Source organism: Candidatus Neomarinimicrobiota bacterium, from assembly GCA_016784545.1.
Classification (GTDB): Bacteria; Fidelibacterota; UBA8477; order UBA8477; family JABMPR01; genus JABMPR01.
The window spans coordinates 21,116-38,089 of sequence record JADHUM010000042.1 but is presented as its reverse complement, the minus strand read 5'-3'; the positions used below and the strand labels follow the sequence as shown (position 1 = coordinate 38,089).

Genomic DNA, 16,974 nt, shown 5'->3' with positions numbered 1-16,974 from the left:
TGCGTAAGAAACTGCGCGTGCGTGGCTATAACCAAGTGAGCCAGGAGAGTGAAGTTTTTCTCGAGATAAAATGGAAAAATAACACCTTTATTTCCAAAGATAGAACACCAGTTAAGTATACTGATGTTGCCAACCTCCTGGCGGGAGGGGATATGGAAAAACTCCTTCCATACCGAAAAGATTTCCCAAACTCTCATGAAAAAGCCAGCAAATTTCTATTCTATCTAAAACGAAGTTCCCGCGTGCCTGTGAACCTGGTGACCTATACCCGGGAGGCATATATCGGAAAATTTAACCATACCGACCGAATCACTTTTGATAGCAATATCCGCTCGATGATGTTTCCAGGGCTGGATGATCTTTTTGAAGAGGAGCGACTGGTCCCATTTCTTGAGCGAGATTTTGTACTTGAGCACAAATCTGAAAATCCAGTACCTGAATGGTTCCGTAGGATTATTCGAAAGTACAATCTAAGCAAACAGGCCTACTCCAAGTATGTAAGAGGGGTCGATACCCATTATCGACATATTGGGGATTGTACCAAACGTGAAATTATTTCCATGAGTCATTACTAGAAAGACAAAGCATGCAATTATTCGATTTACAGTCACTTATGGACATGAATATCCGCACAGGGGATGTTCTCCTGAACTTGCTGGTAGCATTTTTGTGTGGTTTGGTCATTGCACAGACTTACAAAATGACCTTTGGTGGTGCCTCATACTCCAAGAGTATTTCCAATTCTCTGGTTGTGTTAGCAATGATAACCACAGTCGTCATCATTGTCATCGGCAACAATCTTGCCCGAGCTTTTGGATTGGTTGGTGCCATGTCAATCATCCGTTTCCGCACAGCTGTTAAAGATCCTATGGATATTGTATTTATCTTCTTTTCTCTGACCATAGGATTGGCTGCTGGCGTGGGACTGGCTCAAATCGCCATTATTGGTACCTTGAGCATAAGTGCTGTGCTATTGGTCATGAGTAAGATTGGGTATGGCTCACACAGGAGTGATGAAAATTTGCTACAATTCGCTTATAGCGGTGATCATAATGGGGGAGAACCGCCATATATAGATGTCATCAAGACCCACTGTCGTTCTTACACCATGGTGAATGTTAGATCTCTGGGTAGCAGCAAACAGTATGAAATATCCTATTATGTGACACTCAGACAAACCTCTCAGGGGAACGAGTTTGTCAAGGAACTTTCAGGGCTGGAAGATGTGGATAAAATTAATTTATACTCAGATGAGTCCCTTTCGAGTTAGAGAACCCTAAACCTTTCCCTCCAAGTATCTGATGGAATTTTCATGACTTCATTTACGCCCCACTTTGTACATATTTATTTATTGATCATCCTGTTGGCCACATTGGGTTGTACAGATCAGGATAAGAATAATATACAGCAAGTCGAGGATACACTCACCACTGCTCAGGACCTAATCCCCCTCATGCTGCGTGGCATTAACCTGGGAAATACACTTGAACCTGACGACGAGGGAGCTTGGAATAATGGTCCGGCACTGGAGTATTATTTTGATGATTACAAAGCCGCAGGATTCACCTGCGTTCGGGTTCCTGTAAGATGGGGTACCCACACATTGAATTATCCACCTTATACAGTTGATCCCACCTGGATGGCTCGCGTGGAGGAGGTGGTTAACTGGGGACTAGACCGAGACCTCTATATCATTCTCAACGCCCATCATGAGAGTTGGCTCAAGGAAGACTATTCTGATTCGAATGTCGCTCGGTTTGAGGCCATCTGGACCCAAATATCTGAAAGATTCCAGATCAAATCTGACAATCTATTATTTGAAATAATCAATGAACCCCATGGATTGACCGCTCCACAAGTAGATGATTTAAATGCCAGAATATTGCCTATCCTCAGGACAAATAATCCCACCAGGATTGTGATCTATTCGGGGAACGAATGGTCTTCTCTTGAGCAAATGATGTCAGCTGCAATTCTGGATGATGAATTCCTCATGGCCTATTGGCACTCATATGATCCCTGGTCATTTGCTGGTGAGGGGCAGGGGACCTGGGGAACACCAGAGGAAGTCAATTCCCTGGCTGCCATGTTTAAACAGGCCGCTGACTGGTCGATGGCAAACAATATCCCGGCGATGATCAGTGAATTTGGAGCGGTTCAGGAATGCGACTATAATTCCAGAATGCGCCATTATGCTACCTATGTGGAAGAAGCCCTTCGGAATAATATCCCTTTCCAGGTATGGGATGATGGAGGCTGGTTCAGAATTTATGAAAGAGAAAACAGAACCTGGCCTGAAGTAAAAGATATACTTATATACTCACATCCCCATGGTCCCACAGATTTATCCCTGACAAGTGGTGGTCCAGGCAAACTCAAGATCTCCTGGAGCAACCGAACCACAGATAATGACCGAATTTTCATCCAACGTCGCACCGAAGAAGCATCCTTTGAGGAAATTGCTGAATTAGGAGGAATTGCAGATGAATACGAAGATATGGGTCTTTCTGCTGGAGTCCTATATACATACCGGGTCGTGACACGAGTAGACTCAACCACATCCTATTATTCTTATCCAATTCGTGGTAGTATTCAATAATACACAGGAGTTCCATATGCTCAAAAGATTGACCTTATTTCTGCTCCTTGTCCTGGTTGCATTGGGATACGAACCCTTGATTCAGAATTTTGCCGGTAGAAAGACAACCTCACTAAATGGGGAATGGAACTACATTGTAGATCCCTATGAAAACGGATTTTATAACTATCGCTACACACCATTCGACGAATACGCAGATCCCAGCAAGAGTGGGGGTTTCTTCACCAATCAAAAGCCGGTAAACCCCTGGGATAGAGTCGAGTACGACTTTGATCTTTCAGAAACGCTTGAAGTGCCTGGTGATTGGAACTCTCAGCAGGAAAATCTTTTTTACTATGAGGGAACCATCTGGTACAAAAAATCCTTCGACTATATAAGAGATGATGCAAAAAATCGCGTATTTGTTCACTTTGGTGCTGCCAATTATCAGGCTGATGTTTACCTGAATGGTCACAAATTGGGGATGCATAAAGGGGGGTTTACACCCTTCAACTATGAGATTACACATTTACTGAAAACGCAGGATAACTTCCTCATCGTCAAGGTTGACAATAAACGTAAGAAGGATGAAGTCCCAACAGTCAATACAGACTGGTGGAATTTTGGGGGTCTGACGCGGGATGTCCATGTTGTAGAAGTACCAGAAACATTTGTAAAGGACTACTTTGTTCAACTGGCAAAGGACTCCCAAAGCACCATCGCTGGATATATACAACTTGATGGAGTATCCAAGACCAATCGCAAAGTCGAACTGCTCATTCCTGAATTGAAGTTGAGGAAAAAGCTCAGAACGGATGATCAGGGTCGAGCAGATTTAAGCATCTCTTCAAAAAGGATCACCTACTGGTCGCCTGAAAACCCCAAACTCTATGATGTAATTATCAAATCAGGGGATGAAGAGATCCATGATCAGATCGGATTTCGTACCATTCAGACCCAAGGTCCCGATATTTTGCTAAATGGCGAGTCCATCTTTCTCAAAGGGATTTCTTTGCATGAAGAAAATCCCGTCCGCGGCGGTCGTGCTCACAGCATGGAAGATGCCCGTCTTCTCCTTGGCTGGGCCAAAGAGTTGGGATGCAATTATGTACGTCTTGCCCATTATCCTCATAGTGAAAATATGATTCGTCTGGCCGATGAGATGGGAATGTTAGTCTGGGAAGAGAATCCTGTGTATTGGACGATCTCCTGGGAGAATGAACAGACCTATGCTACTGCACAGCAGCAACTTAGCGAAGTTATCTCACGCGATAAAAACCGAGCGTCGGTCATCATATGGTCCATGGCAAACGAGACACCGGTCAGTGATGCCCGGATGGATTTCCTGAAACGACTACGGGACTTCACCTTGCAACAGGATACCACCAGGCTCATCAGTGCTGCTCTGGAAATGCATGGGGAGGGCGAAGGTGGTTTGACCAGAAAGATATCAGACCCCTTTGCAGATTATGTGGATGTCCTGAGTTTTAACCAATACATCGGTTGGTATGATGGCTTGCCGGAAAAATGCGACCAAATCAAGTGGGCCATTGATCAAGACAAGCCTGTCATCATCTCTGAATTTGGTGGCGGTGCGCTTCAAGGGTTACATGGGGACAGTCTCACCATCTGGACCGAAGAATTTCAGGAGTATCTGTATCGAGAATCAATTGAAATGATTCAGAGAATTCCTCAATTACGGGGAGCAACCCCCTGGATATTAGTTGATTTCCATTCACCCCGCCGCGTATTGCCAGGAATTCAGGATGGCTGGAATAGAAAAGGATTAATTGGCAGCAATGGGGAGAAGAAGAAAGCCTTCTATGTGCTCCAGAATTACTATAAAAATTTACCAAAGCTTGAGAAAAATAATTGAATAAACAGCCTCAAAGGAGCATCTGGTTATGACCCTCCACATTATTGATAGTTCTATTATTGTTATTTACCTCGTCGCCGTAGTCCTTATGGGACTCTGGCTAAGAAGCAGGGCAGGAGAAGGAATGGATGCCTACTTCCTGGGTGGTAGAAGTATCCCATGGTATGTCCTGGGTGTCTCCAATGCCTCCAGCATGTTTGATATAGCCGGTACCATGTGGTTGGTCTCCATGCTTTTTGTCTATGGACTCAAAGGCACCTGGCTTCCCTGGTTGTGGCCCACATTTAATCAAATATTTCTCATGATTTACCTGGCCGTGTGGATTCGACGAAGTGGTGTCGTGACTGGTGCAGAGTGGATCGGAACTCGGTTTGGAAAAGGTAGAGGGGCTGAGCTATCGCGAATCGCAATTGTGGTCTTTGCGCTGATCTCTGTAGTCAGCTTCCTGATCTATGCCTATCAGGGTGTTGGTCGATTTGCGGCGGCATTTCTGCCCTGGGATTGGACACCGGACACTTATGCCATGATCCTCATGGGGATCACCACCTTCTATGTCATCCTGGGTGGCATGTTCAGTGTGGTAATCACCGATGTATTCCAATTTATCATGTTGACCATCGCCTCAATATTTATTGCCTTTATCGCCATGAGCAATGTGGCTCCAGAAGCTCTCAATGCTGTCATTCCAGATGGCTGGAAAACTTTATGGTTTGGATATACGCTTGACCTGGATTGGTCTGGTCTACTTCCCTCTGTGACAGAAAAGATAAAGGCCGATGGCTATAACATGTTCACCATCGTGTGGATGATGATGCTCTTCAAGGGAATCCTCACCAGTATGGCTGGAACCGCTCCCAACTATGATATGCAGCGTGTTTTGGCTACCCGCAGTCCCAAAGAATCAGCCATGATGAGTGGAATGGTTTCAGCGGCCCTTATTCCACGCTGGTTGATGATTGGAGGGATTGCAGTACTTGGACTGGTATTCTTCAGTGGTGAATTACGGAGCATGGGAGGGACTGCCGATTTTGAAATGCTCATGCCCTTTGTGATTCGAGAATTTTTCCCAGTAGGAGTCACGGGACTGGTTATCGCTGGTCTGCTGGCAGCCTATATGAGTACATTTGACTCCACTGTAAATGCCGGGGCTGCCTATCTGATCAATGATATCTACAAAAGGTATATCAATCCAGATGCCAGTGAGAAGAAAGTCATCTGGATGAGTTATGGTGCCAGTATCCTCATCGTTGTGGTGGGTGTTATCATGGGCACCCAGGCTGAGAGCATCCATTCTGCCATGGGCTGGATCGTAACTGGATTATGGGGTGGCTTCACCATTCCAAACGTCTTGAAATGGCACTGGTGGCGCTTTAATGGCTATGGATACTTCTGGGGCATGGTCTCTGGGATAGTCACTGCCATGGTTCTGGCTCAGATCGTACCAGCTTCTGATTATTTGTATTATTTCCCTGTTACCATGGGTGCTGGTGCCCTGGGTAGTATTCTGGGCAGTCTCATGACGAAACCCGATGAGATGGCTGATCTCAAATCTTTTTACACCACTGTACGTCCCTGGGGCTTCTGGGGGCCAGTTGCTGCAGAAGTTCTAAACGAAAACCCAGAATTTAAAACAGGTGCCTCTGCAGCGCGTGACTTGAGCAATGTTGCAGTTGGAATCATCTGGCAGACGTCTTTGGTAGTAGCGCCAGTCTATCTCATTATCCGAGAATGGTATGCCATGGGGTTTGCTTTTGCATTGGCAGTAGCAACCAGCTACTGGCTGAAAAAACGCTGGTTTGATGAGCTTGCAAACGATTGACACAAAGGATAGGTCTTGAAATACGGATATTTTGATGATGAACGCCGTGAATATGTAATCACGGATCCCAAAACGCCCTGGCCCTGGATTAATTATTTGGGGACTGAGGATTACTTCAGGCTCATCTCAAACACGGGTGGTGGATATGCATTTTATCAGGATGCCAAGCTTCGTCGAATTACGCGTTACCGCTACAATAATGTTCCCCTGGATCAAAGCGGAACCTACTTCTATATCAAAGATGGCGATGATATTTGGAATCCAGGTTGGCAACCTGTTCAGGCCTCACTAGAAAATTATTCTTGTCGCCATGGCTTGGGTTATACCAGCATCGCTGGTGAGAGAAATAGAGTGAGAGCCGAGGTCACCCATCTCGTTCCCCTTGGTTTCAAGGGCGAAGTTCAGCGTATTTCGCTAAAGAATAAGGGCAGTGTGCCCAAGAAACTGAAGCTTTTCAGCTTTGTAGAATGGGCATTATGGGATGCCCAGGATGACGCCACTAATTTTCAACGCAACCTTAGCACGGGAGAGGTTGAAGTAGAAGAGCGGATTATCTACCATAAAACCGAGTACAGAGAACGGCGGAATCATTACGCCTTTTATGCCAGTAGTGATCCAATGACTGGTTTTGACACCGATCGGGAAGCCTTTCTTGGTCTATATAACGGACTACACAAACCAGAGGTAGTCACAGCAGGTGCCTCTAAAAATTCTATAGCCCATGGCTGGTCGCCCATAGCCTCTCATCACATAGATATAGAGCTCTTTCCCGGGGAATCGCGAGATATCATGTTTGTGTTGGGTTATGTAGAGAATCCTCAAGATGAGAAGTGGGCTGGACCTGGAATCATCAACAAGGATATTGCCAAAGCCATGCACCATCAGTTTAAGCATTCACGACAGGTCAATGCTGCCCTGGAGGAGTTGAAACAGCACTGGTCCGGTCTACTCAATACATATCAAGTGAGGGGTCTAGACCCGAAACTGGAACGCATGGTGAACATCTGGAATCCCTACCAATGTATGATCACCTTCAATCTATCCCGCAGCGCATCCTATTTTGAAAGTGGGATTGGCAGGGGAATGGGTTTTCGAGATTCCAATCAGGACCTCATCGGTTTTGTCCATCAAATCCCTGAAAGAGCCCGGCAGAGAATCCTGGATCTGGCCGCCACACAATTGAAGGATGGTGGTGCTTATCACCAATATCAACCCCTTACCAAGCGGGGTAATGATGAGGTGGGGTCAGGTTTTAACGATGATCCGTTGTGGCTGATCCTTTCCGTGAGTGAATATTTAAAGGAAACTGGCGATTTATCAATTCTGGATGAAGTGGTGGATTTCGAAAATGATCCTTCCCTGGCTGCCCCCATGACGGAACATCTTAAAAGATCTTTCGACCATGTCATCCATAATTTGGGTCCCCATGGCTTACCGCTTATCGGCAGGGCCGATTGGAATGACTGCCTCAACCTGAATTGTTTTTCAGAGACCCCAGGCGAATCCTTTCAAACCACAGAGAACAAAGAAGGGGGGAAGGCTGAATCAGTTTTTATTGCTGGGATGTTTGTGGCCTATGGTAATGAATATGCCAAAATCTGCCTGGAGATCGGTGATACTGCAGAGGCTCAGCGGGTACAACAAGAAGTGTCTAAAATGGAACAGGTTGTAGCACAGCATGGCTGGGATGGTAAATGGTTTCTAAGAGCCTATGATCACTTTGGTGAAAAAATAGGCAGTCATGAAAATGATGAAGGCCAGATATTCATAGAACCACAGGGCATGTGTGTCATGGCTGGAATAGGTGTTGATGATGGTAGAGCCTTACAAACGCTGGATTCTGTCAGGGAGCTTCTTGATTGTGAGCATGGCATCATGCTGAACCAACCGGCTTTCACGAGCTATAAACTCAATCTTGGCGAAATATCCACATATCCCCCAGGGTATAAGGAAAACGCAGGAATATTCTGTCACAATAATCCCTGGATAACCATTGCCGAAACCAAAATTGGCAGGGGTTCCCGCGCCTTTGAGACCTATTCAAAAATTGCACCGGCCTATCTGGAAGATGTATCTGAAGTGCATCGTGCTGAGCCGTATGTCTACTCGCAAATGATTGCCGGGATGGATTCTGCCAAACCGGGTGAGGCCAAGAATTCCTGGCTTACTGGAACGGCCTCATGGAATTACTATGCAATCAGTCGCTTTATTCTGGGGGTACAACCAGATTATGATGGATTAATTATAGATCCCTGCATTCCTGGAGAATGGGAAAGCTATTCCGTGGAACGAAAGTTTCGCGGCGCTAGGTATCGAATAGCAATAAATAACCCTGAGCATCTGGAAAAAGGGGAGGTAGTCCTGACTATAGATGGCCAAGCGCTTGAGGGGAACAAAATCCCCGTCATGGCTGCCAATAATACCTACCAAATTATAGCCACAATTACAAAATAGGGGTGAATCCAAATGAAAAAGCATTTAGTCTTAAGCTTGGTTGTCAGCTTGATTCTGGGAATAATTCTATCGTGTAATCCAACCCTTCAGACCGTATCACCGCCTGAGATTACCATTCATTTGAATCAATTGGGGTATTTACCTGATGGATATAAATCTGCAGTAGTTATTGGATCATCAGACACCTTTAGCATTATAGATGTTCAAACTCAGACCGTAGTTCACAAGGGAAACCTTGGTGAGCCCCAATACTGGGAAGCTTCAGGAGAAACAGTACGTCTGGCTGATTTTTCAAATTTAACACAACCAGGATCGTACAGGCTACAAGTTGGTGTCACCAGTTCTCACGAATTTGATATCGACAGAAATGTTTATGCCGCTGTGTCCAGGGCAAGTGTAAAGGCATTCTATTTCCACAGAGCTGGTATTGCCCTAGATGAAAAATACGCAGGTGTTTGTGCTAGAGCTGCAGGACATCCTGATACTGCAGTTGTAATTCATGCTTCCGCTGCATCTGCCTCGCGGCCAGAGGGGTCAATGATTTCCTCACCTAAGGGTTGGTATGATGCTGGTGATTATGGCAAGTATATCGTCAACTCAGCAATGACGGTTTCCACCATGATGAGCGTGTTTGAACATTATCCTGAAAAGGCCGGAATGTTACAAACCAACATCCCTGAAAGTGGTGATGAGACACCAGATATTCTGGATGAAATACGTTGGAATCTTGACTGGATGCTCACCATGCAGGATCCCGAGGATGGTGGTGTATACCATAAGCTCACAACTAAAAGTTTTCCTGGTATGATTATGCCAGAAATGGATACTGAATCACGCTGGGTGGTTATGAAGACCACAGCAGCAGCTTTAGATTTTGCAGCATCCATGGCTCAAGCCAGTCGTATTTATAAACCCTATGACATGGATTTTTCAGAGAAGTGTCTAACTGCATCGATCAAAGCCTGGGAGTGGGCCAAGGAGAATATTGATGTTTACTACAATCAACCCGAAGATATCCATACCGGAGCCTATGATCAGTCAGGCAAACCTTTTAATGATGAGAAATTTTGGGCAGCCACTGAGTTGAGCATTACCACAGGTGAGCAATACGATGCAGCAATACCAAAGCCCCTGTTGGTTCCAGAATGGAGAGATGGGGCAGTCCTGGCAGCCATGGATCTATTAAATCATCAGCCTGATGAAGCAGTCAAGCAGGCCTTCTTCGTGCTGGCAGACTCGCTTTTAAAAGAACAGATGAATAGCGCCTATGATGTGTCCAATGATGCATTCAGATGGGGGAGTACTAGCGATTTTCTTAATCAGGCCATGGTTTTGATCTATGCCTATAGGATCAGTGGTGAAAAAGCCTATAAGGATGCAGCTCAATCAACCTTTGACTGGGTCCTGGGCAAGAATCCCAATGGATATTCATTTGTCACCGGTTTTGGTGAAAAAACTCCCATGCATATCCATCACCGTCCCTCAGAGGCAGATGATGTGGTTGAGCCACAACCCGGTTGGGTTTCAGGAGGACCTAATCCAGAAAATAAAGAGGATTGTGGTGCAGACGCCTATTTATCACCCTATCCCGCCAAAGCCTTTATCGATGAACTTTGTAGTTATGCTACCAATGAGATTGCCATCAATTGGAATGCAGTGTTTGTTTATGTTTCACTCGCTCTGGATGCTGAGGGGTAAACTTTATTGAAGTTATACAACCTGCTGAGTATCAGGAAGATAACTGAATCAGATAAACTTCTTTAACTGAATTAAATTATAGCCGCATTAAGAGGTCCCGGGTAAATCCGGGACTTCACTTTATTCCATAATCTCAAGCTTTGTCCAAGATGTAACATTGGCCATAAATATGTGTAATCCATATACAATTGATATGTATTCTATATCTTTATGAGTAATATTCTTTCAATTATCACACCCTTTTATATTCTGATGTTCATGTAAGCACATAATAGACAGTAAGTTAAGGCTATCCCCAATATCCTTGGCACAGGGCTTGTGATAGTAGCGGGCATGACATTCACTCGAACCTTGCACTCGAATCAAGTACGTATTCATCGAAATATGTATTTATGTGGAGCTGCACTTTGCCTATGGGGGATACTATGGATCGCATAATTGAGAAATCCAGATGGAAAAAATATAAACCTTATGCTTTCGCGGCAGCTGCAGCAATATTTGTTGTTTCAGTACTGGTGATGGGTGCCAGGGGTGGCGATACATTAAAAATTGATAATCGACGGATTGGGATCAGCACCGTTGAGAGCGGTGATTTTCAGGAATTTATCCCTCTCAGTGGTACCGTCGTTCCCATAAAAACCTATTACCTCGATGCCATTGAAGGCGGTCGAGTGGAAACCAGATACATGGACGCAGGCACTTTCGTGGAGCAGGGTGATAAAATTATCAGCCTGGCAAATACCAACCTGCTCCTGGATATCATGTACCGTGAGGCCGAATTGTTCCAACAGAGCAATAATCTTCGAAATACCAAACTTGCCATGCAGCAAAACCGTCTGAGCATCCAATCTCAGCTCCTGGATCTTAATTATCAGATACTTCAATCTAAACGTGTTTTCGAACGCAATGCCAGGCTTGCAGAAAAGGAGATGATTTCAGGGGAAGCGTACGAGTCCAGTAGAGATGACTATCAGTACCTCTTAAAAAAGCGTGTCCTGACACTCCAATCATTCGAGCAGGATTCCATTTATCGCGAGGTTCAGGTGCAGCAGTTGGAGAGTGGCCTGGCTCGCATGCAGGACAACATGGAAATTGTTAAGCAAAATTTAGATAATCTTGTCATCACAGCTCCCGTTTCAGGTCAATTGACCTCTTTGAACGCTGAAATTGGAGAAGCCAAAGTCAGAGGGGAGCGACTGGGGCAGATTGATATCCTTGATGGATTTAAGATCAGTGCACCGGTGGATGAACATTTCATCACTCGAGTTCAACTCAGTCAACCTGCCCACTTTAGTATTGGCTCCAGGGAGTACACTGTTCATTTAAACAAAATTTACCCAGAAGTTGTCAATGGCCAGTTTCGCATAGAATTGGCTTTTGAGGGTCTGGAACCAGAGGACATCAGACGTGGGCAAACCTTGCACATGCGTCTGGAGCTGGGCAACTCCGAACAAGCCATTCTACTAAGACGAGGGGGCTTTTACCAGGAAACGGGTGGGCAATGGGTCTATGTTCTTGATGAGGGTGGGCAGAGTGCCAGTAAAAGACAAGTCAAGCTGGGAAGACAAAACCAGGATTTTTATGAAGTTCTGGAAGGTCTGGAACCAGGGGATAAGGTCATCACAAGCAGTTACCGTCAATTCGGAGACTACGAACAATTATTTTTTAAAAACGAAGCATAATAGCGACAACCAAGGAGATCAAAATGATAAGGACAGAAAAATTAAACAAGATTTTTCGATCTGAAGAAATCGAAACCACTGCTTTGAATGAGATAGATTTAGAAATAAAGGAAGGTGAATTTGTATCAATTATGGGTCCTTCCGGTTGTGGAAAATCAACACTTATGAATGTGCTGGGACTTCTGGATAATCCCACATCTGGAAGATATCACTTCCTCGGGGAAGAGGTGAGCGGCTACAACGAACACCAACGTGCTGATTTTCGGAAAGCAAATATTGGCTTTGTCTTCCAGAGCTTCAATCTGATTGACGAGCTACGCGTTTATGAAAATGTGGAATTGCCCCTGCTATATCTGGGGATTCCCACAGCCGAACGCAAAGAACGTGTGAATACAATGTTGGAAAGAATGGGAGTGGGGCACAGAGGTGGCCATTTCCCCCAGCAATTATCAGGAGGCCAACAACAACGCGTTGCCGTATCTCGGGCACTGGTGACCAACCCCAAAATTGTACTGGCTGATGAACCCACTGGAAACCTTGACTCTCAACATGGTGACGAAGTAATGAACCTGTTGAAGGATTTGAATCAACAGGGAACCACCATTGTGATGGTAACTCACTCCCCAGCATATGCGGCTTATGGAAATAGAACGGTGAACCTGTTTGATGGTAAAATTGCAGATGAAACGCTGAATGGTAATTTTCATGTCTGATGCAACTCTTTATAAATCCAAACCATCCAGACAGGAGGATTCATTATGTGGTTAAGTTATATAAAAGTTGCTTTTAGATCTTTGATCAAGCAGCGTCTCTATGCCTTTATAAATATTGCCGGATTGGCAATTGGTGTCACCACCTGTATTCTGATCCTCATGTATGTTCGTTATGAACGGAGTTATGACCAATTTCATCCATATGCCCAACAAATCCAAAGATTAAACCTGGCTGGAAAATTAGGAGATAACTCCTTTCGTATGACCAACTCTACGGCCCCTGCCGGACAGGCCATGTTGGAAGAATTTCCTGAAGTGATCAACTATGTACGCATTAGAAACACGGGCTTCCCGGTCTTGCGATATGAGGATAAGGTGTTCTCTGAGGAAGGCTGGTGGCAGGCAGATTCCACAATTTTTGAAGTCTTTAACATTCCCATGGTGTTGGGTGATCCCAAAACTGCCTTGACCCAACCCTTCAACGTGGTGATCACAGAAAAAATGGCCCGGAAATATTTTGGCGATGAAGATCCCTTGGGGAAGGTTCTTAATTCTGACAATCGCACAGATTTTACCGTTTCAGGTGTAGTAAAAGAGATGCCTCCAAACTCCCATTGGCATTTTGATTTTCTTGGTGCCATGGCGACTTACGGGGATTCCCGTAGTACCATGTGGCTAAACAATAATTTTCAAACCTACCTCTTACTTCAGGAAGGAGCAGATCCAGCAGAGCTAGAGGCCAAGTTTCCCGATTTAATTCAAAAAAATGTGGGACCAGAGTTGGAAAGATTTATGGGTATAACCATGGATCAGTTGATAGAGCGGGGGGATGCTTATGAACTCTTCTTGACACCCCTGCTGGATATCCATTTGAATTCTGAATTACAGGGAGAAATCGAACCGAACGGTGATGGCCGAACGGTCAAAATCTTTGCTTTTATTGCCATATTTATTCTGCTGCTGGCATGTATCAACTATATGAATCTTTCTACAGCAAGATCCATGAGTCGTGCCCGGGAGATCGGTATTCGGAAAACGTTGGGGTCAAAACGAGGACAGATAATTGTGCAATTCCTGGCAGAATCCATTTTTGTTACCTTGATTGCCTTCAGTCTAGCACTTCTGCTGGTCAAAGTCAGCCTACCCTGGTTTTCGGGGATTATCGATACCCCTCTCGCACTCCATCTCTCAGACATCCCCTGGGTGTATTTGTGGGTTATTCCAGTAGGATTAATCGACGGTAGTTATCCAGCATTTTTGCTCTCTTCCTTTAATCCGCTCCGGGTTCTTAAGGGGAACCCTTCGGCCGGCAAGGGGGGCAATTGGCTGAGAAACGGACTGGTGATTTTCCAGTTTTCAGTATCCATCACCCTATTGATTGGAACCATGATCATCAAGGATCAATTAAATTACATGCAGACCAAAGATCTGGGGCTTAATCCTGACAATCTATTGGTTATCAATAAAACCGATGATATCGGTCGGACCATTCAAGGATTTAAAGCGGCGCTACGGGATGACTCGGGAATCAAGCTGGTGAGCAATAGTACATCCGTGCCGGGGAATCCTGATGGTATGAATGCCAATGCCACCGGAATGATGGTGAATGATGAAGAAGTGGTTCGTCTTTTAGGCTCATTCTTTGTGGATTATGATTTCGCCGGTGTTTATGAACTGGAGATGGCTGAGGGTCGATTTTTTTCCCGTAATTGGGGTACTGACACCCTGGCGGTGGTTATTAATGAAGCCGCAGTGAAGGCTTATGGAATCAAAGATCCGGTTGGCAAGGAACTATTAACCTTCCAGCGGGGACCTGATAGGGTACCTGTCAAGATCATTGGTGTTGTAAAGGATTACCACTATGATGCACCCCAGATAGAAATCCGGCCCCTGGCGATGTATCTATTATCCGATCAGTTTAGTCGAACCCGGCCGAATTGGGGTAAATTTGTGTCAGTAAAGATCGATCCCACACAAATCAATGGCAGCTTGGACCATATCGAACAGTCCTGGAAACAGTTCGCCGGCGAGCAGGCTCTTGAGTATGATCATTTTGACGAATCACTGGCAGAGTTGTTTCGTTCTGAGCGACAGGCGGCCAACATTATCATGTTGTTCGCAGCGCTGGCTATTTTCATCGCCTGTCTGGGTCTCCTGGGACTCGCCGCTTATACAGCTGAAAGGCGTACCAAAGAGATAGGTATCCGCAAAGTTCTGGGTGCTTCCATTACCAATATCCTGGTGATGCTATCCAGAGATACTTTAAAAATGGTGCTTGTTTCAATCCTCATTGCCGTACCAATTTCATATTATGCAATGCAGGAGTGGTTGGCAAACTTTGCCTATCGAATTGATATTGATGTATTTATTTTTATGGGAGCCTCGGTATTAGCAATAATGATTGCCATTATTACTGTCGCACTGCAATCCTTCCAGGCAGCTGTGGCAAATCCTATTAAATCTCTTCGCTACGAATAGCACTTGATCAAAAGAACCCTGCAAAAGCCTCTCATCATGTAAATGGTGGGGGGCATTAAAATAACTCAAAACTGTTTTGAGGCACTGAGGCTGATGCGGTAGAGTAATTCGCCACCTTCCTGCTCAAAACGCGTCCGCAGTCTCAGGCGCTGGAGCCCGGGAACTTTTGCTGAAAAAGAAACCTCAGGCAAATGACGGGTTTTGAAGCTGGAATCACCCAGAATTTTGTACAGGAAAATCTCGTCATACAGATCCACATCCAGCCAGGGGAGTATATCTCTGCCAACAGAGGCGTAAACCCGACCACCCTCACTTAGATAAGAAAACATGGCCATGACGCCGGCATTCAACGAGAGGGATTTTGATGTGAATTTTCGGTGACTGAATGAGACGCCGTATATCTGGATGTGCCGGTTTGTCCCATCTCCACGGAAACTCGCCTGGCCTGATATACTCATTCCTGAGCCTAACATGTAACTCAAATTAGTATTGAAGGTGTGTCGAGCGGCTTTCTCATACTCCGTTTCAGCGGTATCAAGCAAATCAACAACGTTCTCCCGGTAGCTGTAGCGTGATGTGCTGATAAGGGAGCGCCAGGGTCTCCAATTCACCGAAGCACGAAAACGTGTCAGGGAGACAGTGCTCTGAAATTGAGATTGATCCTGCAAGTCGAGGTCGAATTCACTGTAGCCCCTTAGTCTAAGTCTTGGACTCAATTTTGCTGTGGACCCCAGCAACAAATAATTTCTGGAAAATGCCCCTGATTCAGTTTCTCCAATGACGCCAAACTGCAGCTTTCCCCATTTAAATCTTTCTTCATTAATAAGACCAAATTTATTTCGTTTAGCCTGCCCCTGAATGTCATTGATATTGGACATCAACCCACCAGCAACAGCAAGAACCCTTCGATCTGATTGCCAGGTCAACCCAATACCATCGATGGTTCCTAACATGGAGAACTGGGGATGATACATTCTGCCCAGCAAATAGCTGAATCGACTGGTAGGATTATCGTAGCTCAACATGATGGAATAAATATTGGTCTGAGAACTGGTATCTCTTGAGGATCGGTTACTACGAATATACGTGCTGGCATCAAGATGTCTGATCCCTATATCCAGAATTTTGAATTGACCAGAGATTGAGCCCGAGGATTCCCTGACCCCACTGGTATCACCTCCTCGATCTGATGCACGTGCAGAGAGATATCCGCTAAAAGTGGGCGCAAATCTATGAGCATCCAGACTCATATTGCTCCGTGTTCGTGGAGTGTATGAGCTGCTGTCCAGGAAGACTTTAAGGACTGGCTTTGATTCAGAAGGGCTTTTGATGATAGCTGCAGATACCGTTTGACTGGATTCAGGCAACTTCACTTCCACCTGAACATTGTCTCCTACATCCCAGTTCATGGTTGCAGGCTCTGTTGCCTCTATGGCAGAAGATGATCCACTGGTCTGTGAAACAATAGCGATACCAACTACCTTTTCATCGCTGAAGACCTGAACCGTGTCTCCAACCTGAACTCCAGACTTTTTCCCAAGGTCAATATATGCTTGATCTCGACTAAGATAAGTAATAGTGCCGATAACCAGCTCTTGTCCAATGCCAGAAGCAGCCAGCAACAACATCGCAGATAACCAGGATACAATATTTGTTTTGAGTCGTCTCATCAATCC

11 protein-coding genes are annotated in these 16,974 nt (G+C 45.2%); 10 read left to right on the top strand and 1 reads right to left on the bottom strand.

Annotated features, from left to right (window positions below):
* The 10 genes from ISR87_10445 to ISR87_10400 form a co-directional block, all read left to right on the top strand.
* A partial coding sequence (locus tag ISR87_10445) for a VTC domain-containing protein (protein ID MBL7025864.1) occupies window positions 1-575 on the top strand: 575 nt, incomplete at its 5' end.
* Window positions 576-586: 11 nt separating this feature from the next.
* Window positions 587-1,270: a DUF4956 domain-containing protein gene (locus ISR87_10440; protein ID MBL7025863.1), complete on the top strand. Its 684-nt coding sequence runs from the start codon at window positions 587-589 to the stop codon at window positions 1,268-1,270.
* Window positions 1,271-1,312: 42 nt separating this feature from the next.
* Complete coding sequence (locus ISR87_10435) at window positions 1,313-2,599, top strand: cellulase family glycosylhydrolase (GenBank protein ID MBL7025862.1); 1,287 nt, start codon at window positions 1,313-1,315, stop codon at window positions 2,597-2,599.
* Between the two features lie 16 nt (window positions 2,600-2,615).
* On the top strand, window positions 2,616-4,454 hold the full coding sequence (locus ISR87_10430) for a beta-glucuronidase (GenBank protein ID MBL7025861.1): 1,839 nt from the start codon (window positions 2,616-2,618) through the stop codon (window positions 4,452-4,454).
* Window positions 4,455-4,482: 28 nt separating this feature from the next.
* The gene (locus ISR87_10425; protein ID MBL7025860.1) at window positions 4,483-6,273 is read left to right on the top strand and encodes a Na+:solute symporter; all 1,791 of its coding nucleotides are present in this window, start codon (window positions 4,483-4,485) and stop codon (window positions 6,271-6,273) included.
* A gap of 15 nt (window positions 6,274-6,288) precedes the next feature.
* Complete coding sequence (locus ISR87_10420) at window positions 6,289-8,727, top strand: glycosyl transferase (protein ID MBL7025859.1); 2,439 nt, start codon at window positions 6,289-6,291, stop codon at window positions 8,725-8,727.
* Between the two features lie 12 nt (window positions 8,728-8,739).
* The gene (locus tag ISR87_10415; protein ID MBL7025858.1) at window positions 8,740-10,425 is read left to right on the top strand and encodes a glycoside hydrolase family 9 protein; all 1,686 of its coding nucleotides are present in this window, start codon (window positions 8,740-8,742) and stop codon (window positions 10,423-10,425) included.
* A 425-nt stretch (window positions 10,426-10,850) separates the two neighbouring features.
* Window positions 10,851-12,107 carry an efflux transporter periplasmic adaptor subunit gene (locus tag ISR87_10410; protein ID MBL7025857.1) on the top strand — a complete coding sequence of 419 codons (1,257 nt, stop codon included), beginning with the start codon at window positions 10,851-10,853 and terminating at the stop codon, window positions 12,105-12,107.
* A gap of 23 nt (window positions 12,108-12,130) precedes the next feature.
* Entirely contained in the window at window positions 12,131-12,820 is a 690-nt protein-coding gene (locus ISR87_10405) for an ABC transporter ATP-binding protein (protein ID MBL7025856.1), read from the top strand.
* Window positions 12,821-12,865: 45 nt separating this feature from the next.
* A complete protein-coding gene (locus ISR87_10400; GenBank protein ID MBL7025855.1) occupies window positions 12,866-15,298 on the top strand; it encodes an ABC transporter permease in 2,433 nt (810 codons plus the stop codon).
* A 65-nt stretch (window positions 15,299-15,363) separates the two neighbouring features.
* Here the strand turns inward: ISR87_10400 and ISR87_10395 are convergent, their stop codons facing one another.
* Window positions 15,364-16,968 (bottom strand): hypothetical protein, encoded by a 1,605-nt coding sequence (locus ISR87_10395; GenBank protein MBL7025854.1) that lies wholly within the window; start codon window positions 16,966-16,968, stop codon window positions 15,364-15,366.
* Window positions 16,969-16,974 lie beyond the last annotated feature (6 nt).

Coding starts and splice junctions, on each gene's coding strand:
- ISR87_10440 (MBL7025863.1), top strand. CDS start 587: ATGCAATTATTCGATTTACAGTCACTTATGGACATGAATATCCGCACA.
- ISR87_10435 (MBL7025862.1), top strand. CDS start 1,313: ATGACTTCATTTACGCCCCACTTTGTACATATTTATTTATTGATCATC.
- ISR87_10430 (MBL7025861.1), top strand. CDS start 2,616: ATGCTCAAAAGATTGACCTTATTTCTGCTCCTTGTCCTGGTTGCATTG.
- ISR87_10425 (MBL7025860.1), top strand. CDS start 4,483: ATGACCCTCCACATTATTGATAGTTCTATTATTGTTATTTACCTCGTC.
- ISR87_10415 (MBL7025858.1), top strand. CDS start 8,740: ATGAAAAAGCATTTAGTCTTAAGCTTGGTTGTCAGCTTGATTCTGGGA.
- ISR87_10410 (MBL7025857.1), top strand. CDS start 10,851: ATGGATCGCATAATTGAGAAATCCAGATGGAAAAAATATAAACCTTAT.
- ISR87_10405 (MBL7025856.1), top strand. CDS start 12,131: ATGATAAGGACAGAAAAATTAAACAAGATTTTTCGATCTGAAGAAATC.
- ISR87_10400 (MBL7025855.1), top strand. CDS start 12,866: ATGTGGTTAAGTTATATAAAAGTTGCTTTTAGATCTTTGATCAAGCAG.
- ISR87_10395 (MBL7025854.1), bottom strand. CDS start 16,968: ATGAGACGACTCAAAACAAATATTGTATCCTGGTTATCTGCGATGTTG.